Consider the following 20,175-nt stretch of genomic DNA (forward strand, 5'->3'; position numbering starts at 1 on the left):
TTTTTTTATTCAAAACCAGCGTAAAGTGCAAAATCTATAAAAGTATGTTATAAATGGTGAAAAAAGGAGCTGTTATAAGATGAAGCTTGCATTTATATCAGATATTCATGGAAATGCGATTGCCTTAGAAACTGTGTTGAAAAATTTGGAAGAGCAGAAAATTGATCGAGTTTTCGTTTTAGGTGATTTATGCTATCGAGGCCCAGAGCCAAAGCGTTCATTAGACTTAGTTCGTTCATTGAATACTGAGGTGATTAAGGGCAATGCCGATGAGTGGGTTGTTAGAGGAGTTCTAGAAGGGGAAGTTCCTGTTCAAGCTCTAGAGCTCATGAATAAGGAAAGAGATTGGACAGTTTCACAGCTAGATTCAAGTGATATAGACTATCTTAAGAATTTACCCACTAGTATTAGTAGTGAAGTAGAAGGTGTAACTATCCATGCCTTTCATGCAACACCTGACAGTTTATTTGATGTGGTTCTACCCGATGCAAATGATAATCAGCTCTTGAGTAGTCAAATGTCTGGGGAGGACGCAGATGTTTACATATACGCCCATATCCATAAGCCGTATATTCGCTACATAGATGGAAAAGTAATCATCAATATTGGTAGTGTTGGGCTTCCGTTCGATGGGTTAGCAAAGGCGTCCTACGGAATTGTTGAAGTGAAGGATGGTAATATAACAACCTCTATTCAAAGAGTAAGCGTGGATCTTGAAAAAGTAACCGCAGCATATGATCAAGTGAATTATCCCAATGCTGAAATGATGAAAAGAATCGTAAGAAACGGGAAAATTTAGGACTAGGGCCAGGTGAGGGTGGGGTTTCTCGAGCTCGGTTCTTTTCTTGATGACGTGTCGACAAAAAAGGGGGGGTGACAGGCACCAGTATATTTTTCTCCCATTCTGTCAATAATTTAGTTATAGTATATAAATAGAGAGGGAGAGAGAAGATGTTGGTGGTTAAAAGTTATTTTTTGTCTGAGTTTGAGCGGTTTGAGAAGGAAATGGTGATTTTTGATAGGTTGAAAGATGTTAGAGAAGAGGAAGTTTTTTCTCTGGATGATCGAGAATTGGTAGAGATGTATAATAAATGCTTGGAAAAAGAGCCGGTTCTTTAATATACGGTATAAATATGAAAAAGAGAGGAATTCGACTTACTGTTTCGAATTCCTCTCTTTTTCATATCGTGATTTTGTATTTTCGACTAACCACGAAATCATTGAATAAATAATCACAACAATAATTGCTTGAGTCCCATTTTCGATCCAATTAAATGATTTATTGTCCTTATAGTCAAAAAATATTAATAAAATAAAAACACCTAAAACAAAAAGAAAATTCAAACATAGTTTCCTCATATTCTCACCTTTGAGTAGAGTATTAAATTCATTTTAACATATGGAATAATGGAAATGATAAAACTCCCTTGTAAGTGCTAATTCTTGTACGTGTGCCTCGATGTCGCTTTTGGATCTTGAGGGTCCCTAATAGCTTTTTAGTTGTTTCCAGGACGTTCCGTCACGTATTGAAAATTGATATTGAAAAGTAAAAAGAAGAACATTGTTATTCTTTTCATAAAAGTCCCCCATTTAAACAGATTCTATTTAGTTCTAAATCTATTATAAGAGGAGGTAGAACAAGGATAATGTAATATTATGTAAAAAAATATAGAGGATTTTGCGAATTTTCGTCATTTTTTCAGGTATTTAGTGGAATGAGTAAATAACATGAAACCAGTTTTTTGTTTGTTAACTCATCTAAGAAAAAATCACTTCTTTATCATTGAGTTTTTTCTATATATAGGGGATAAACCTGTAATTTTTATATTGAGTTGTAAATCATCCATACAATATGGGCATTAATACCTAATTTCTAACTTGGTTTAACGACATCTAACAACCCCTTTCCTCCCACGTTTTTCCCAACATCAAAAGCTTAGAATTTAATTGAATACAATATAGTTTCTGTTAAAATAGGAATAAACTACTAGTTCAATCTACACGATATTGGCAAATCTATTGAAAGGTAGAGACGCAAAGCTTCGGGTCTAAGGTCTAACAAGACTATGATGGCTGGGTTACCGAATGTATGAATAAATTGATAGGTAAACCGTCTGTACTTCTATTTCTGGTTATTAATCTTGAAAGGGTGGAGGAAAGTGAATAAGGATATCCTTTTAGAATCGTCAAATGGTATTTATAAAATTAAATTATACAAACCAGAAAATAAAACAAAAAAATTTATTAACAGACTTTTAAACAATGAGTTTCCATTTCTCCTTAAACAGCAAGGAAGAGAAGAAAAGCACCAAGGGTTTACGATTGATGAGTATGCGAATACCTTTTCTTTAGTAACCGATAAGTTAATCTTGGAGACCACTTCAAACGAAAGCCTACAATTTATTTCAGGTAAACTAGAGTTTTCGATTGAAAAATGTAAGAAGTACTTTCAAATAAAAATACATTCGTTCTTCAAAAACTGTAAAGGAGAATGGATTGTAAAAGCTGCCGAATTAAAAGCAGATCTTATGGTACTCAATCAAGAAGGTCGTCATGAAATCGAGCATGAAAATGTCATTGAATTCTATTTAACAGAACCTAATAAAAAATAATGGATTACATGTATATATTTTTGAATGTTGGTAATAATAGAGTACTAGAAAGTAAAATGGAAAAAGGAGAGAGTGACAATGAATATAGAAGCGATGTTACCAGAAGTTCTCCCAGAAAAACTTGATGAATTTTTAGCTTTATTATTAAACCTAGTTGAAGAAATAGATAGATAGATTAAATGTTGATGTTTGACGCGGCTAAAGGAAATGTAGTACTCGCCAAGAGTGGATCGCAGCTCATGGAACTCTCCAACCTAGTTATTTTCAGGGTAAACATTAATACCGAAATAATAACTACCATGAGTGGAAAAGCTAAAACATTCCCGCAAAAAGGTCTGTATTAGAACAAATGGTAAGTAAAGATAAACTGATTTTAGCAATACAATTAAAAAGCATTTTTCCTTCTATAAAAAAGGAAAAATGCTTTTTTTTCGTCACTATTTACCATTTCCACTAGGTGTATGTTTGTAATATAATGTGAATCTATCAAGAAAAGAAATAATTATATCAAAATAATGATTATTATGTGAAGAAGTGAGCTAATGTACGTGAATTACTGAACAAAGTGTCTTTATTAGTATAGTAATAATAGCTAAAGGGAGGCACTGGAAAATAAGGCTAAATTATGTAAATTCAAGATTCAGATGAACTTGTGACTTGATATTGTCAAAATATCTACACATTTTAGTCATATATACGGGCGCTTTAGGGTGTAATATAGATTTTGTATCACAAGTGTAATATAAATCACTTTTGGCTGATATGAAATATGTTAAAATCTGTTTTTTGTTATTTCGTTACTTAGTTTTTATATAGAAAGAAGTCCATTTTTATTTGTGAGGGGGAGAGCAAACATTATGAAATCTTTTCGTTATATAATGTTTTCGATGCTTTTATTGATTGTTACAACCGTTCTGTCAGGCTGTCAAAATCTGCTTATATTTGATCCGCAGGGACCTGTAGCTAGAAGTCAGGCAGAGTTAATTATCTTTTCAATTATCCTTATGGCAGTCGTTGTGATTGTTGTATTTGCATTATTTGGTTGGATTATTTGGAAATACCGAGAGACTGATAGAAATAAAGATTATGAGCCACCACATGAGCATGGAAGTAAGCTTTTTGAAGCGATTTGGATTGTTATCCCGATTATTATTGTTGTTGCTCTTACAATTCCAACGGTTATGGTTACTTATGAACTTGAGGGAGTACCTGAAGGATACGAAGAAGTGGAGCCGATTACGATTCACGTTACTTCAGCTAATTGGAAATGGATCTTCAGCTACCCAGAGCAAGATATCGAGACAGTTAACTACTTAAATATCCCAGCAGGCGTTCCAGTTCAGTTTAAAATGACATCTACCGGCACCATGCAGTCCTTCTGGGTACCAGCATTAGGTGGACAAAAATATACGATGGCTAACATGCAGACAGAGCTTTATCTCTTAGCAGATAGACCTGGTTCATACATTGGTCGAAATACAAGTTTTAACGGAGAAGGTTATGCTCATATGGAGTTTGAGGTTGAATCACAAACTCAGGAGGATTTTGATAAATGGGTTTCTGAAGTGAAAGAAACAGCTTCAGACTTAACAGAAGAACAACACTACAAGATTATTGAGCCGGGTCTTGTTGGTCGTATGACGTTTAATGGTACCCATTTAGAATGGATTGACCATTCAAAATCGGAATACCACAATCATGGTGGAGAGTCTCATGATGAACATGGTAGCCATTCTGAAGAAGATACACATGAAGACCATGACAATCATGACAATCATGAAGACCATGACAATCATGACTCACACTAACAGGAGGGATTAAGAAATGGGAGTACTAGGTGCAGGCACAGGACATCAGTTTTTTGTCACAGGAGATCCCCTTATTTTAGCATCACAGATTGCCATTGGATTAACGATTCTCGGAATCGTCGGTGGTTTAACATATTTCAAAAAATGGCGTTGGTTGTGGACTGAATGGTTAACAACTGTTGACCATAAACGTATTGGTATTTTATATATCCTAGCCGGAGTTTTAATGTTCTTCCGTGGTGGGGTTGACGGTTTGATGATGAGATTACAAACATCACGACCAGAAATGGAATTCTTAAATTCTCAGCACTATAATGAAATTTTTACCACTCATGGAATCGTTATGATTTTATTCGCGGCGATGCCTTTGTTGATTGGTATTATGAATGTTGTCTTACCACTTCAACTTGGAGCTCGTGATGTTGCGTTTCCATGGTTGAATGCATTAAGCTTCTGGTTATTTTTCGTAGGTGCGATGTTATTTAACATCTCGTTTGTTATCGGTGGTTCTCCTGATGCCGGGTGGACATCTTATTTCCCACTCGCAGGAAAAGAATTTACACCGGGTATCGGTAATAACTATTACGCAGTTGCCCTGCAAATTGCCGGGATTGGTACTTTAGCAACAGGTATTAACTTTATCGTAACTGTATTGAAAATGAGAGCACCTGGTATGACGTTAATGAAAATGCCAATGTTTGCTTGGACTTCATTTATAACATCAATTATCATTGTTGCTGCTTTCCCAATTTTTACAGTTGCGTTACTACTAATGACAATGGATCGTTTATTTGGAACCCACTTCTTTACTGTAGCAGCTGGTGGGGAGCCAATGCTTTGGTTAAATTTATTCTGGTTATGGGGTCATCCTGAGGTTTATATCGTTGCTTTACCAGCATTCGGTATGTTCTCAGAAGTTATCTCGACTTACTCGCGTAAAAATTTATATGGTTACTCAACAATGGTTTGGTCAATCATTACGATTGCGTTCTTATCGATGATTGTATGGGTTCACCATTTCTACACGATGGGTTCAGGGCCAGCAGTTAACTCATTCTTCTCGATTACGACGATGTTAATTGCGGTACCAACAGGAGTTAAGATCTTTAACTGGTTATTTACAATGAGAAAAGGTCGAATTAAATTTACAACTTCGATGCTGTGGGCACTAGCATTTATCCCATGTTTCACAATTGGTGGAGTTACAGGGGTTATGCTTGCGATGGCGGCAGCAGATTATCAATATCACAACACAATGTTCCTAGTGGCGCATTTCCACTACGTATTAATTCCAGGAGTTGTATTTGCAGTGTTTGCAGGACTATACTACTGGTGGCCAAAAATGTTCGGCTTTACTCTTAACGAGAGAATTGGTAAATGGCACTTCTGGTTATTCGTGATTGGTTTTAACATGACATTTATGCCAATGTTCTTCGTTGGTTTAGACGGAATGTCTCGTCGTATGTACACTTATTCAGCAGGATTAGGCTGGGAGAACCCATTAATGTTCTCATTCATCGGTTCACTTGTGTTAGCTGCAGGCTTTGCGGCAATGGTTTACAACATCTATTGGAGCTTCCGTTATGCGAAGCGTGGTGTTGACCATGATCCATGGGATGCTCGTACACTTGAGTGGGCAACTGCATCACCAGTTCAAGCTTATAACTTTGCTAAAATTCCAGAAGTAAAATCAACTGAAGCATTCTGGGATATGAAAAAAGAAGGTACACACACGCTTAAAGAATCTGAAATTGAAAAAATTCACTTACCAAGCAATTCAGGGGTTCCATTCTTATTGAGTGTTGCCATTGGAATTGTCGGCTTCTTCCTAGTATTTGAATGGTTCATTCCTGCAGCAATTGCAGCAGTTCTAATTATTGTTGGTCTGATTGTCCGCTCATTTGATTATGATGAAGGCTTCTATGTAAGTGTTGATGAAATCACTAAAACCGAGAAAAAATGGAGAGGTGATTTATAATGGCTGGAAAAGTAGACACATCTTTACCACTTGAATACCAAACACATCAAGATCGAATGAATATCCTGGGCTTCTGGGTATTCCTTGGTGCTGAAATCGTCCTGTTTGCGACACTCTTTGCCAGCTATTTTATCTTAGTTGACCGTACAGCAGGAGGTCCATCAGGAGCAGACATATTTCATTTGAAAGAAGTATTAATAAACACATTCCTACTTTTGACGAGTAGTTTCACAGCTGGTTTAATGATCCGTGAAATGCGTAATCATAATTTAAAAGGTATGCTTATCTTATTCGGGATTACGCTTTTACTTGGATTAGGGTTCTTGTCAGTAGAGATCTACGAGTTCACGATTTTTGTTGATAAAGGAGCAGCAATTGGTACAAGTGCATTTACATCTGCATTGTTCACATTGCTTGGGACACACGGTGCCCACGTTTCTCTAGGGATTGGCTGGGGAATTCTGATTATGATTCAGTTGGTCAAGCGTGGTTTAACACCAACAACTGCACGTAAGACGTTTATTTTCAGCTTATATTGGCACTTCCTTGATGTTGTATGGATTTTCATCTTCACCTTTGTATACTTGAAAGGGATGGTGATGTAATATGAAAAAACATGAAACTGGTTTTCCATATAGACATGTGGCTGGTTATTTACTGTCGATTATCATGACAGTATTAGCTTTAATTATTGCATTTAAAACAGATTTATCTTTTAATATGATCATGTTGGTGATTGGGGCTCTTGCTATTTTACAAGCAGGTCTTCAATTAACAATGTTTATGCACGTAAATGAAGGTGAGTCAGGAACAATTAATGTGATCAACATGGCTTATAGTATCTTTCTAGCAGTTGTCATCGTAGCAGGAACGATTTGGGTTCTTACATCAGGGCATGCTGCACCGATTAATTAATATAGACTTTTGAAGGGATCCATTTGGCCGAGATACTTGGCTAGGTGGATCTCTTTTTTGTTGGTGCATCTAGAAGGTAGAGGGTATCGGTGGGAGAGCTATTAAGTATTCTAAATGGATTGGTAGGGGTAGATATGTCGGTCGGTATTGGTGGTGAAAAGTCCGACTGGTTCCAAGATTGACCAATAGTGGGGAGAAGAAAAGACCGCCTAATTTCAGTTAGACCGATAAAAGTGGGGATTAGACCGATAAATTTGAAGTTAGACCGATAAAAGTGGGAATTAGACCGATATATTTGAAGTTAGACCGATAAAAGTGGGGAGTAGACCGACAAATGTGGAGTTAAGACCAATTATAGTTCGCTGCGATTGGAACTTTTGTCGAAAAAACGATAAATCGGGTTTTTCGAAAGTAAATAAGCTGATTTCGAAAATAAAATCGGGATCTCGAAAGTATTCGACAAACTTTCGAAAATAAACTTCCTATATAACTAAAAAACGCTATTATTTATCCTTTAAAAACCTCTAGTTACCCCAATAACAAACAAAAACCACCAACCAATAGCTTCCTCTTATCCAAGAAATGACTATTAATCAGTGGTTTTTATATTCAAATATTGCTCTCACCTTTACTACGATCAGCAATTTCTTCAATAATTCCTAAAAATAATCCGAACCCGAAAAAGACCATTGATGCTAGGATGATTCCTCCGCCTAATAGTGCCATGAAAGAGGAAGCGCTGAATCCGCTTACAACCAATCCGACTATTACAAGAAATGCTCCAAAAGAAATGCCGATAGTTGAAACAGTTCTTACGGTTTGCATCTTTTGCTTGTATTCTTCCATCATCGTAATCAACTCCTTATACTGAATATTCTATACTATGTCACAAAATTGTCAATCTTTTTTACTATTTTATTCACAATTAGAGCTTTTAGTTCACTTTTTTTAAAAAAATAGACCTTGTAATTATTACTAATATGTGATAGTGAGACCGGTGCAGAGCTAGCTGATTACAGTCTGCAAATTAATGAAGTCTATACTGAAATCTCATGTTTTAAAAAAATATATATATATACAAACATATGTTCTATAATGTAGAATGAAATAAAAAAGGGGGATACAAACTTTGAACACAATTTTAAATGAGTATGTTAAATTCACAGAAAAACTTTCATTGCTTATGAATATAGAAGAAGTGGATGCGAATAAGTCTATAAATGAGGGGAAATGGTCACCAAAAGAAGTGATTGCGCATATTTATCGTTGGGATATTTTCTTAATGGAGAAGGGGATACCTGAGATAATTAAGGATTACAAAATAAATTTTCCATCTCATGATCAATATAATGCTGAATCGGTTGTGTTCTCAAAAACAGTTGATTTTAAAACACTATTAAAAATGACAGCAGAATTAAGAATAAAATTCGTTCAAATGCTTTCAGAATTGAACTTAGACAAACAAATAAGGGTTAATGGTTTTACTCATGATCCACACACCAATCAGGAATATACTCTTAAGTACCTTATTACTGGGTTTGTTGAGCATGATCAGCATCACTTTAAGCCGCTAGAAAAATGTTTAACTCGAAACTAACAAAAAAGCAGTGGTAATCTCGATGATAGAGAGCCACTGCTTTTTTATATGATATCAATCAATTTCTTCTGTCTTGCTGCAGGCACCATCGGCTCTCTGGTCTAAGCCAGTCGCTCGGAAGGAAGAAAGAGCCTTCCGTCAGAAGCCTAGCTTATGCTTTTCGCCGATAGGTGGGCGTCACTTCGCTTTTCTTTTCATCAACCTGTATTACGTAAACCAGCAGCAATTCCGTTGATTGTAAGTAACACTTCAATCACTAAGTCATCACTTGGTTCTTCTTCCTCACGAAGCGAACGAATAAGTTCAACCTGTAGGTAGTTTAGAGGGTCAACGTATGGATTACGTCTACGAACAGATTCTTGGATATTTGGATTTTGGTCAAGTAAATCCTTGTCATTACTTATTTTAAGCAAGATACTCTTTGTGAGGTTGTATTCTTCTACAATGTCTCCAAAGATTCGCTGAGCGATCGTTTGATCTTCAACAAGATCGATATATTCTTTAGCAGCCATAATATCTGCTTTCATTAGGGCCATTTGGAGATTATCAACTGTTGAACGGAAAAATGGCCATTTTTGGTACATCTCTTGTAACATCGCAAGCTTTTCTTCGCCTTGATTTGCATAGTTTGCTAAGCCTGTTCCTGCTGCATACCATGCCGGGAAGAGTTGACGGCTTTGTGTCCAAGCAAAAACCCATGGAATTGCACGTAAATCTTCAAAGCGTGAACTGTTTTTTCGAGCCATTGGCCTTGAACCAATATTTAGTTCACCAAGCTCCAAGAGTGGTGTAGCTTGTTTAAAGTATGTTAAGAAATCAGGATCCTTGAAAACAAGTGATTGATATTTTGCAAGGGATACTTCAGAGATTTCTTCCATGGCAAGTTCCCATTCCGGCTTGCGATCATATGCATTCACTTCATCATCTGAGACATGTGCAGCTGCTTTTAATAAAGTCGCCGCCGCTTGCTCTAAGCTACGGTGTGCGATTTCTGGAATCAAATATCTAGATGATAGTACTTCACCTTGTTCCGTAATTTTCACTCCATCACCAAGTGTTTCTCTTGGCTGTGATAAGATGCTTCGATTTAATGGACCACCACCACGACCAAGTGAACCGCCACGACCGTGGAAAAACTTTAGTCGGATTTCATAGTTTTTGGCCATATCATGGATTTCCTTCTGGGCTCTGAACAGCTTCCAGTTGGCTGTTAACGTTCCACCATCTTTACTTCCATCAGAATATCCAAGCATGATTTCTTGGTGGTTATCTCTGATTTCTAAATGGCGACGGTAAAAGTCCATTTGAAATAACGTTTCCATAATTTTCGGACCGGCCACCAGATCATCAACGGTTTCTAATAATGGTGCTACATTTAAGTAACTTTCCACTCGTCCATCTGCATGAAGGCGATAGATACCAAACTCTTTTGCTAGCACAAGCACTTCTAATAAATCACTTGCAGCTTGTGTCATACTTACTAAGTATACCTCGATTGAACGTTCACCAAATTCTTTATGTGCATCCTTAATCATTTTAAAGACCTTTAAGATTTCCTGAGTTTCTTTTGAATAATCTTCATCTGTCAGTAAAACTGGTCTAGGATCTTTTAATACTTTTTCTAGAGTCGATAGCTTTTCTGCTTCAGATAGCTTTGAATAATCTTCTGCGATGCCTACCTTCTTGAAAATTTCGGAAACTGCAAGTTCATGTTCTCCACTATGGTTACGAATATCCAGTGATGCAAGGTGGAATCCGAATAATTGGACCTGACGAATAAGCTTGTTTAATTCTTTTAATTCACGCTCAGAAGGTTGGTGTTTTTTAGCACTTTGCCTAATGATCGATAAGTCGTTAATTAATTGTTCAGAGTTGTCATAACCAAATTCGCTATGTCCGATTTGTCTAAGACGTTCTATGATAATCGCGAAATTTCTACGATAAATTTCGTTTTCAATTAGCCACTTTTTATCGTCGGAAAGAAATGCTTCGCCTTCGGTTACTGCATTTATAAGATCTTCAGTTACTTTTACACGTGTTGTCGAGTAACTGAAACGCTTCATAAGTGCAATGAGCGCTTGCTCATATTTTGTTAAAACGAGCTTTCTATGTGCATTAAGTGTCTGCCAAGTAACTTCGGGAGTCACATTTGGATTCCCATCTCGGTCCCCACCAATCCATGAACCAAAGCGAAGGAAATTAGGAACATCCCATGCTTTTGAAGGGTATTTCACTTTTAGTGAATCTTCTAGTTCTTGATGGATATCCGGTAATATATCAAATAATGTTTCATCAAAGTAGTATAATCCATTTAACACTTCATCCATGACAGAAGGCTTACGATATCTTAGTTCATCTGTTTGCCATAACACAGTCACTTCATTCATCAATTGTTCTTCTAGCTCTACTTTTTCTTTTTTCGTGAGCATCATATTATCGAACTGCTGCAAAATAGACGCAATTCGCTTTTGGATTTCAAGTACTGTTCGTTTTGTAGATTCAGTAGGATGTGCTGTGATAATCAGTTCTAATGAAAGAGTACTTAAAATGTTTTCGATTTCATTTTCTGGTACTTGATGATCAATCAGGGAATTAACGGCACCTTCTAATGAAAGTGGTTGCACAATTTGGTCTGACTGAAGCTGATATTCTCTACGTCTACGAATACGATGATTTTGCTCAGCAATATTCACAAGATGAAAATAAACAGAAAATGCTCTGATAACATGCTGTCTAAGAGGTGGTTTCAGTGAACGGATTTCAGATTTTAATTCAGAGTATAATTCTTCTTTATATTCTGTTCGTAGGTCTATTGCCATTTTTCTAATACGTTCTACAATATTTACGAGTTCAACTCCACCATGATAGACAAGAATTTGCCCAAGAATATTGCCTAAGTTCTTCACATCACGACGAAGTGGTGAACTACTATCATTCAATTTGATTTCTGCTGCCATAATGTTGTCTCCTTCTTTGAAAATAATTTTAGTATTTTAAAATTTCCAAAATTTCTAGTTATACTCTCCCATAAAAATTAAACAATCATATTTTCATAGATTTTTATATTTTATTTAGGATTTTGCAAAAGGAAAAACAAACGAGGAAAGTGTGAAAGGGTTAACCTTAGTACACTATTATATATGATGAAAGGAACTATGGCAAATTTTCTAACAAAAGGTAGTGCGAAGTAACTGGAAATAAAAAGCTTTTCATGTACACCCCTAAAAACGCTATATAGGTTCGAACTGCTGTATTAGTAAAAAAACATGAAGGAGTTTATAAAATGAAATCTAAAGTATTTTTTTCAAAACTTACAGTAAGCGCAATGGCAGTGTCATTAATGTACGGGGCTGGGACAACGACTCTATATGCAGAGGAATATCAAGGAGAAGAGCTTGTTGAGACAATAGAAGTAGAAGAATCTGTTGAAGCTCCTGCAATCGTAGAAGAAACCGAAGAAGAGGAACAAAGTGAAGACTTAACCGAGTCTGAAAATGCTTCTGAAGAAATTGGTGAAGTAGACGAAGAGGAGCAGGTTGATGTAGAAAAAACAACCGTTCCTGGAGAATTTCTTTATTATATAAAGAAATTGATTGAAAATATCAGACTAGCAGTTACACTCGATGATACTAAAGAAGCTCAATTATTAGCTAATTTTGCTGCAGAACGTATTAAAGAAGCAAATCAGTTATTTGCTGAAGGTAAAGTAGACGAAGCAACTGCCCTTTTAAAAGAAGCTGTAGAAACACAAACAAAAGCCGAAGAAAAAGTCGAGGAAGGCACTGACGTTGCTGAAGAGACAGAGGTAGTAGCAGTAGAAGAAGTGATTGTGAATGAGGAAGAGGAAAATGAAGAATCGTCAGAATCAGATGAGGTAGAAGAAAAGCTTGCGAATAATATTGATGCATTACTTGGTGCCTTAGAAAAAGTAAAAAATCCAAATGCTCAACAGCAGCTTTTGAAGAATATTGAAAAGTCTTTTGCGAAGCTTGATAAGAAAATTGAAAAGATGAATAAAAATCAAACTGAAGATGAAGAAGTGGAAGAAGAAAAAGAAGAAGTTGAAAATCATCAAGAAGCAGAAGGATCTGAAGAGACTGTTGAACCAGTAGTTGTGGTTGAAGAGGAAGAAGAAGTAGAAGTAGAGGAAGTAGAACTCGAAGAAGAGGAACTTGAAGAAGAAGAGGAGAAGGTTATAGCTCCTGGAAAAGAAAAGTCAAATTCAGCCAAAAAGAATGCAGAAAAGAAACAATCTGCATCAAAAGAACAAAGAAACGGGAACGCTGAAAAGAAAGAGCAAAATCAACAGGGAAATAAGGGGAAAAGTGAAGAAAAGAAACAACAAGGTAAGGCTGATGGAAAAGGTAACGAAAAAGGAAATGGAAATGGAAAAGGTAACGGCAACTAAATATATGGATTTTATATGATTCTAGATAAGAAGCATCATAGTATTTGAGAGTTCATTAGGTGATTACCTGAATTCACTTTATTGGATATAACAAAAAGAAGGACTTCGATTCAACTTATAGTTGATCATGAAGTCCTTCTTTTTGTTTTTTACCTAGGTCTTAGTGTAGGTTATTAAGATTACTGTTTTAGCAAACTCACTTTAATGCCTCGATAATCGTTTCATCCTCCCCCATATTTCTAAGTGCAATTAAAGGGATATTTTTATAATGCATCATATCTCCTTCCTTAAAATATCGGACGGATTCTATCAGGCAGTTTCGATCATTAAGGGCAAGTCCTTTAAAGTAAAGGTGAAAGGCTTTTTCTGATTTGGATAAGATTTCCCATTTAATAGTTTGTAGCATCGCAATCGCTTTTAGTGGTTCTCCCTGTTGAATATGAAAAAAAGCAATTTCGTGGATATCTTTTGGCGCTGAGCTTTCATGGTTCAAGTGTTTAGGTTGTTTTCCCCAGTAGTTGTCAAGAAAGTTCAAACTACGCTTAATTTGAACCTCCCTGATATGATCAGATAATTCTAGTGCTTTTTTAAAATGAAACAGAGCATTATCATAATGACTTATTAAGTATGAATTTCCTAACTGAATATGTGTCATGCATTTTAGGGCTTTCTGACCACTGCATTTAAAGACCATTTGACTGTATCTAAGTAGGTCATTTTGATGTTCAAAATGTAAGGAAATTGGAGTCATAATAAGACCGAAGCGCGCGGTATAGCTTTCTTTAATATAAGGATCCTTAATTTTTTTAAGCTTAGGTTCTAGCGGATGAATTGCATCGTAAATTTCTTGAAGAAGATGGTCTTCAAAATGACAATAAGCAGCTATCATCTTGCTATATAGTTTCATCTCTAGGGTATGTACACGTGTATTGTGTAAGAGTGAAATAACTTCAGAGTTTGAAAACTCCCTTGTCGTTTGTTTCCGGTCAAGTAGATAGATTGTAGCCCATTCTCGATTGATCGAGCTTTTGCTATTCAGCAATATTTTTAAGTGTTGATCTAGCACATCATCCTGGCGGGTTGTATTTAAATATTCAAGACAAAATCTCGCAAGCTTTTTATTAGGGTTTAGTGAAAGAATATATTCATTCATTAACTCGTGCTGCAAAGAAGGGAAGAGTTCTTCAATAATCCTCAGTATAGTAGACAAATTAAGAGTCTCTTTATTTGTATGAATAAAGCTTTCTAAAGAAGAAGCTTTTATATTAGTTAGTTCGAGTAGTCTGTTAGTAAGAGAGGGATCTTCTAGAAGTTTCTCTATCATAAGCTGCTTTAATCGTATCATCCTACACCTCAAAAAATAGGGTGCCTTTATATTAAAATATACCAATACTGACTGAAATTATTGAAACCTACATGAATTCTACCCTGAAAAAAGAAATGCGGAAGGCGCTCGTTCATCGGCGACAGGCATAAGGCAAGCCGGCTGGAAGGTTGCTCTTTAACCTTCTAGGGTGGATTGACTTAGACCTGAGAGCCGATAGCGCCTGGAGCTAGACACTAAGCTAAGTATAATTTTTCATCCTCCATGGTGCTAATTTTAATTAGCATGGATGTCTGAAAATAACTTTGGTTGTAAAGTTCCATGAGCTGCGATCCACCTGCTTTCCGCGGGGTGGTCCGTGAGCCTCCTCGTCGCCAAGGGCGGGCTTCTGCGGGGTCTCGCGAGACCACTGGATCCCGCAGGAGTCAAGTGGCTCTCCGCTCATTCCACACTGAGGAGGAAACATTTTTTCATACACCATGGTGCGAAATACTTATTTAGCATGGATGTCTGAAAATAACTTAGGTTAGCGAAGATCCATGAGCTGCGATCCACTCGCGGGATACCGCGGGGTGGTCCGTGAGCCTCCTCGTCGCCAAGTGCGGGCTTCTGCGGGGTCTCACGAGACCACTGGATCCCGCAGGAGTCAAGTGGCTCTCCGCTCATTCCACACTTAGTAAGTACACTATTTGCATACACCATGGTGCGAATATTTAATTAGCGTGGTGTCTACCCTCGCTAATAAGGATACCAACCTGTTAACTCCGCTTTATTACAGGGCATTCACTTGCATAGGATATCAAAGATTTTGAGTTATTAGGTATCACCCAAAAATGTACAATATCACACTTAGGGTTAGTATTTCTAAGAAAGGCACCATTTAATTTTTTGTTTGAAAACGTTAACTAGTTCACAAACTGATTATTTCCGTATCCATGTTTTAATGACTACTCTATGAACCTAGTTTTTTTCGAGATTCAGCAAACATCTTAAGAACCTCTTAATCACCGATCTTTATAGGACAGAGAGCCTTAATTATATTATCGTTGTCCACATGATAGTATCAAGATACTATCTTGATCAACGCTTTTTACACCTTCTTCAAAAATTAGCCTTGTCTTAAAATGGTAAGAAATATTTGTGTCAGAAGGTGATATGTTATCTGGTAACCGAAAATAAAATTTTACTTGATTATCCTCATTACAGTCAATCGTTCTTGATGTATGAATGGTAACTGAATCAACAATGGTTTCTGAGCGTTTCGAACAATTGACTTTGATTAAGTCACATTCAATACGTTTAATTAGTTGTTCAATTGTCCCACCTTTGATTGAAAAGTATCCCACGATACCTTCTCCAGGAAAGAACTTCTTCTTTTCAAGGATGAGATTTACTTTTGCACATCCAATCCCTAATAATGACATATATTTTCTTAAAATCATTCATGTCCCTCCAATAGTAACCTACTATTAAAAGGATATGAAAGGAATCTTATTCTTGATTACGCTTTTACATTAGATATGACTAATTTAACAAACAGTATGGTTTTAATCAGTCTTAGTTAGAATAACTAAAACTAAGTTATAGTGGCATCTCTTCTTCCCACTATATCGCATTTGCATATACTTAATCGAGAAAATCGCTGCTAATGAGCAACGATTTTTTTTGGATGGGCCTCAGTAATAAATTCAAAAATGTTACTTGCCGTGGATATGTTTGTCTTCAATACGCTTTTCAATTTTATCTAATTGATCTTTATCTCTTAAAAGATCTTCCTTATTTTCTAAAATAAGAGCTTTTAAAGACTTTTTTGTTTGCATTTTTTTTAACATATGAATTCCTTCTTTCCTTTTTTATAATATTCAAACTATTTAGCGTGGGTGTGCAAAATGTATTATTCTAAAAATTAGTAAACTTTCATTTCCCTTAAAAAAAACCTCCTCCAGTCCGGAAAAGGTCATTCATTCCACAATAAAGACCTTTACCAAATGAGGGTAAAGGTCTTGCTAACAACGTTATAGTTGCCAACAAAGCCGAGGGTAAGACCCTGTAATGACGACTTTGCTGTAAAAGCTACTCCCCTTTAGGAGACTCATAAAATTTTATGTTTGCAAGAAAAAGTATACAAATTTAAAAATATTTTGTCAATAATGTTACATATGACTAATTTGCCTATAAGTAATTATAGTTGAAAACGATTGCAGTTATATTTCTTAAATGTTAAAAATTTGTGACAATTTTGAAATGTCGATTGGTTCACCTTTCTGCCGACCAAGCAAGCGATTTTCTTTCTAAGTTCTTAACAAAGCGGTCTTTACCATCCATATATGCCTCAATGTTGTCAGGATATAATGATGACAGCTGCTCTTTCAGGAGCCCATAGGCAAGAGCTTCTTCTGGGTTTGCTCGCAAATAGTCCCGAACGGCCAAGTGACGATTGATTTCATAGGTATTGTGTTGGTCGAACATATGAACATGGTGTGTGCGAGTATTATTTCCCTTGCGAAAATATCGTCTTCCCGGCATTCCAAACTCACCCATAGGTTCATATCCTAGGCTTTTCATTTGTTCATTGAAACTATCCACTACTTCTATATTCTGTACAACAGGAAGAATATCGATAATGGGTTTTGCTTTAAGGCCCGGGACTGAGGTGCTTCCAAAGTGATGAATTTCTAATACTTCATCCTTTAGGATCTTCTTGATTTTTTCAGCTTCATCTTGAAATAATTTCGGCCAATGCTCTTGGTAATCAGTCACAACAACTTTCCTCAAAAAAGAAGCACCTCCTAAAAACATTAATTTGTTGTTTCTAAGCCACCAAGGTTAAGGAATTCATCAATTGCTTGCTTATTCATCTCTTTATTAATTTCTAATACAGCACCTGCATGAGGATAGCTTGCATCTACATAAGAGTCATCTACAGGTATGCGCAAAGTGTCGATATGATCAGGCGGATGGAGAATAAAATCCTTTAATAACCCCATAATTTCAAGGGTTTGAAGATTAGTTTCGATATATGGTGTAACAGTTCCCACTAATTTAGGGAGCTTTGTGACGCCATTCACACTAATGACTTCATCCTTGAGCGCATTCACTACTACTTGTTGACGTCTAACACGTCCAAAATCTGCTTCTGCATCTGCACGAAAACGGGCATAGCCGAGTAATTCTTTACCGTTTAAATTCTGAAGACCTGGTTGTAAGGATACACCGATTTGTTCTGACATTGCCTTTTCAACATCAATCTCAATACCAACTGGAGCAAGTGCGTCTACGGCTTTCTCAAATCCTTTAAAATCTATAATGGCATAATAATGAAGGTCAATATCAAAATTTGTCTTGATTGTTTTTCGTAAAAGCTCAGGACCGCCTAAAAAGAATGCAGTGTTTATTTTATAGCTTTGGTGCTCTGGAATTTCCACATAGATATCTCTCATAAGTGATACCAATTTTGCTGATTCTGTTTTAGGGTCATATTGAGCGATCATAATTGTATCTGTACGTGATTGTTCTTCGTCTCTTGCATCAATTCCTAATAATAAGATGTTCACTTTTCCTATATTGTTTTCAATCGTTGCTCCCTGAAACTCTTCTTCTTGATTTTTTTCTTTAGTGGGGGCTTCTTGATCCACATTAGCTAATTGTAAGCCTTGATAATATTGATAAAAACCATATGAGAAAACTGCTATGATTAAAATAAAGAAAATTAGCAGTATCTTAAACACTCGTTTTTTTCTTTGACGCTTTTGTCGATCCATAAAAACCTCCAAAATGAGTTAACAATATTTCCCTCAAAACTACTATTATTTTATCATTCTTTCGATTTTTTTGTTATTTTATATTTATTAATATTGAGTAAAGGTACTAGTGACACCTGGCCTAGTTCCACTAGTACCCTCTAGTGCATGTGAATAAGCCAAAACTTACTTATTGTTCTTCTCTTTCTTGTCTTTAATTAACTTGGTCTGCTCTATAATATGTTTTTTTACCTTTTCCCTTTTTGTACCAATGAGTGTAACTGTATGTGGACTTGTGTATTGTTTTGTATAAATAGTTATAGGTCCTTCTTCATGGCGGGCAGATATTGTCTGTTCGACTGACCCTTTTGTGGAAAATAGGGTGGTTCGTAAGTATTTGTTGTCTTGGTCATAAACATCCATGACTGCCTTGATACTTAAATTGTTGGTCTGTTTATTATAATTTGTTATAGCATTTACTTTTAGAAGTTCCTTGTGTTCATTTTTAGCGATATACACTAGAACCTGTTCTCCTTCGGCTTGACAAGCACTTAATAAAAGGATAAATAAAAGGAGTACTAGAGAATGAATAAAACGTTTTTTCATTAAAATGGCTCCTTTTTAAAAATTTTTCGAAGTAAGTAAAATTAAACAAGGTGTTCAGACGCCTAGACCCTTGAGAGCTTCACAGACCCTTTCAAATTAGAAGGGCACCATTATAGCTTTTTTAGGTCTTGCCAAGGCGTAAATGAATTTCTAATATAAATGCTTTCTTATTCTTTACGGTTTTAAAGTAAACTATAAGTTTAAATAAAACTGCTTTAAAAAGGTGATGTAGAACATGAGACAAAATACAATTGGTATAGATCTAGGTGGAACCAATATCCGGGTGGCGCTCGTTGAAGATCATGGGATGATTTTAAAAGAGCTCAATGAAAAAACGGAAGTGGAAAAGGGACCGGAGTTCGTGATAAACAAAATGGTTCGTATGATTAATGAAATAAACCAAGGAGAAAATGTGAAGTCGGTTGGAATTGGGGCTCCAGGTCCTCTTGATCTTAAGAAGGGACTCATTTTAGACCCACCACATCTGCCTGGTTGGACTGAAATTCCTTTGGTAAGAATCTTAGAGAAGGAAACAGGTCTAAACGTGTTTCTTGATAATGATGCAAATGCTGCAGCGTTGGCGGAGAGCTTGCTAGGTGCTGGGAGGGACTATGAAAGTGTCTATTATATAACGATTTCTACAGGAGTTGGAGCTGGGTTTGTTATTAATGGAAAGATTTTTCAAGGCGCCCAAGGTTATGCCGGTGAAATAGGAAATATGATTGTAAACAATGCAGGTCAAAGTTATTTGGGATTAAATAGAGGAGCTTTAGAAGGGATTACTAGCGGTAGTTCCATTACTAGGGAAGGTATGGTTCGTTTAGGGGTAAAGGGAGGAACCGAGGAGGTATTTTTATTAGCCAAGAATGGAGATATAGTTGCAAATGAGATTATTGATGAAGTCATCAAGCATATGGCGATTGCGATTGCAAATATCATACATACCATTAACCCAGCTGTATTTATCTTGGGTGGTGGAGTCATGAAGTCAGAGCAACAAATCCTTGAGCCATTACGTGAAAAAGTCAAAGAATTTGTTTATCCAGGACTTAAAGAAATCATCCGAATTCACCCTGCACAGCTTGGAACAAGGGCTGGGATTGTAGGTGCATCTTTGATTCCTAGGCAATATGAATAGAAAGTCCTATGTTTTCTAATAATAACTTTATAATTCCTTGAAAAATGGG

Annotated in this window: 19 protein-coding genes and 1 riboswitch; of the genes, 10 read left to right on the plus strand and 9 right to left on the minus strand. The window is 36.3% G+C overall.

Annotated elements, in window-relative coordinates:
- Positions 1-79 precede the first annotated feature (79 nt).
- A complete protein-coding gene (locus BK579_RS04255; RefSeq protein ID WP_078543758.1) occupies positions 80-799 on the plus strand; it encodes a metallophosphoesterase family protein in 720 nt (239 codons plus the stop codon).
- A gap of 152 nt (positions 800-951) precedes the next feature.
- Positions 952-1,119: a hypothetical protein gene (locus BK579_RS25445; protein WP_169891062.1), complete on the plus strand. Its 168-nt coding sequence runs from the start codon at positions 952-954 to the stop codon at positions 1,117-1,119.
- Positions 1,120-1,155: 36 nt separating this feature from the next.
- Here the strand turns inward: BK579_RS25445 and BK579_RS04260 are convergent, their stop codons facing one another.
- Positions 1,156-1,344 carry a hypothetical protein gene (locus BK579_RS04260; RefSeq protein ID WP_078543759.1) on the minus strand — a complete coding sequence of 63 codons (189 nt, stop codon included), beginning with the start codon at positions 1,342-1,344 and terminating at the stop codon, positions 1,156-1,158.
- 655 nt (positions 1,345-1,999) lie between these two features.
- A riboswitch (cyclic di-GMP riboswitch) is annotated at positions 2,000-2,086 on the plus strand.
- A gap of 73 nt (positions 2,087-2,159) precedes the next feature.
- Here BK579_RS04260 and BK579_RS04265 point away from each other — a divergent pair.
- The 5 genes from BK579_RS04265 to qoxD all read left to right on the plus strand — a co-directional run bounded on the left by BK579_RS04265 (position 2,160) and on the right by qoxD (position 7,313).
- Positions 2,160-2,612, plus strand: a complete 453-nt coding sequence (locus BK579_RS04265; protein WP_078543760.1) for a hypothetical protein — start codon at positions 2,160-2,162, stop codon at positions 2,610-2,612.
- Positions 2,613-3,469: 857 nt separating this feature from the next.
- Positions 3,470-4,420, plus strand: coding sequence for a cytochrome aa3 quinol oxidase subunit II (gene qoxA / locus BK579_RS04270; RefSeq protein WP_078543761.1), 951 nt, complete (start codon positions 3,470-3,472; stop codon positions 4,418-4,420).
- 16 nt (positions 4,421-4,436) lie between these two features.
- On the plus strand, positions 4,437-6,398 hold the full coding sequence (gene qoxB / locus BK579_RS04275) for a cytochrome aa3 quinol oxidase subunit I (RefSeq protein WP_078543762.1): 1,962 nt from the start codon (positions 4,437-4,439) through the stop codon (positions 6,396-6,398).
- Positions 6,398-7,003: a cytochrome aa3 quinol oxidase subunit III gene (gene qoxC / locus BK579_RS04280; protein WP_078543763.1), complete on the plus strand. Its 606-nt coding sequence runs from the start codon at positions 6,398-6,400 to the stop codon at positions 7,001-7,003. Before qoxB ends, qoxC begins: the two co-directional genes overlap by 1 nt.
- 1 nt (position 7,004) lies before the next feature.
- The gene (qoxD, locus tag BK579_RS04285; protein WP_078543764.1) at positions 7,005-7,313 is read left to right on the plus strand and encodes a cytochrome aa3 quinol oxidase subunit IV; all 309 of its coding nucleotides are present in this window, start codon (positions 7,005-7,007) and stop codon (positions 7,311-7,313) included.
- Positions 7,314-7,922: 609 nt separating this feature from the next.
- Here qoxD and BK579_RS04290 read toward each other — a convergent pair.
- Positions 7,923-8,162: a hypothetical protein gene (locus BK579_RS04290; RefSeq protein ID WP_078543765.1), complete on the minus strand. Its 240-nt coding sequence runs from the start codon at positions 8,160-8,162 to the stop codon at positions 7,923-7,925.
- Positions 8,163-8,442: 280 nt separating this feature from the next.
- On the opposite strand from BK579_RS04290, the gene BK579_RS04295 reads away from it, so the two are divergent.
- Entirely contained in the window at positions 8,443-8,910 is a 468-nt protein-coding gene (locus tag BK579_RS04295) for a DinB family protein (RefSeq protein ID WP_078543766.1), read from the plus strand.
- A gap of 197 nt (positions 8,911-9,107) precedes the next feature.
- Here BK579_RS04295 and ppc read toward each other — a convergent pair whose 3' ends face one another.
- On the minus strand, positions 9,108-11,867 hold the full coding sequence (gene ppc, locus BK579_RS04300; protein WP_078543767.1) for a phosphoenolpyruvate carboxylase: 2,760 nt from the start codon (positions 11,865-11,867) through the stop codon (positions 9,108-9,110).
- Between the two features lie 326 nt (positions 11,868-12,193).
- Between ppc and BK579_RS04305 the strand changes: the two genes are divergently transcribed.
- Complete coding sequence (locus BK579_RS04305) at positions 12,194-13,318, plus strand: DUF5667 domain-containing protein (RefSeq protein ID WP_078543769.1); 1,125 nt, start codon at positions 12,194-12,196, stop codon at positions 13,316-13,318.
- A gap of 196 nt (positions 13,319-13,514) precedes the next feature.
- On the opposite strand, the gene BK579_RS04310 is transcribed toward BK579_RS04305, so the two are convergent.
- The 6 genes from BK579_RS04310 to BK579_RS04330 all read right to left on the minus strand — a co-directional run bounded on the left by BK579_RS04310 (position 13,515) and on the right by BK579_RS04330 (position 18,988).
- The gene (locus BK579_RS04310) at positions 13,515-14,642 is read right to left on the minus strand and encodes an AimR family lysis-lysogeny pheromone receptor (protein WP_204524675.1); all 1,128 of its coding nucleotides are present in this window, start codon (positions 14,640-14,642) and stop codon (positions 13,515-13,517) included.
- A gap of 1,040 nt (positions 14,643-15,682) precedes the next feature.
- Complete coding sequence (locus BK579_RS04315; protein ID WP_078543773.1) at positions 15,683-16,084, minus strand: sporulation protein; 402 nt, start codon at positions 16,082-16,084, stop codon at positions 15,683-15,685.
- Between the two features lie 255 nt (positions 16,085-16,339).
- Entirely contained in the window at positions 16,340-16,474 is a 135-nt protein-coding gene (locus BK579_RS25210) for an FbpB family small basic protein (RefSeq protein ID WP_235848338.1), read from the minus strand.
- A gap of 424 nt (positions 16,475-16,898) precedes the next feature.
- Positions 16,899-17,441: a GrpB family protein gene (locus tag BK579_RS04320; protein WP_078543775.1), complete on the minus strand. Its 543-nt coding sequence runs from the start codon at positions 17,439-17,441 to the stop codon at positions 16,899-16,901.
- Entirely contained in the window at positions 17,441-18,403 is a 963-nt protein-coding gene (locus tag BK579_RS04325; protein WP_078543777.1) for an LCP family protein, read from the minus strand. The genes BK579_RS04320 and BK579_RS04325 overlap by 1 nt, the downstream gene beginning before the upstream one ends.
- 165 nt (positions 18,404-18,568) lie before the next feature.
- Positions 18,569-18,988: a hypothetical protein gene (locus tag BK579_RS04330; protein WP_078543778.1), complete on the minus strand. Its 420-nt coding sequence runs from the start codon at positions 18,986-18,988 to the stop codon at positions 18,569-18,571.
- Positions 18,989-19,223: 235 nt separating this feature from the next.
- On the opposite strand from BK579_RS04330, the gene BK579_RS04335 reads away from it, so the two are divergent.
- Positions 19,224-20,126, plus strand: coding sequence for an ROK family protein (locus BK579_RS04335; RefSeq protein WP_078543779.1), 903 nt, complete (start codon positions 19,224-19,226; stop codon positions 20,124-20,126).
- Positions 20,127-20,175: the final 49 nt, after the last annotated feature.

Origin of the sequence: Litchfieldia alkalitelluris (assembly GCF_002019645.1) — a bacterium.
In the GTDB taxonomy this organism is placed as follows: domain Bacteria; phylum Bacillota; class Bacilli; order Bacillales; family Bacillaceae_L; genus Litchfieldia; species Litchfieldia alkalitelluris.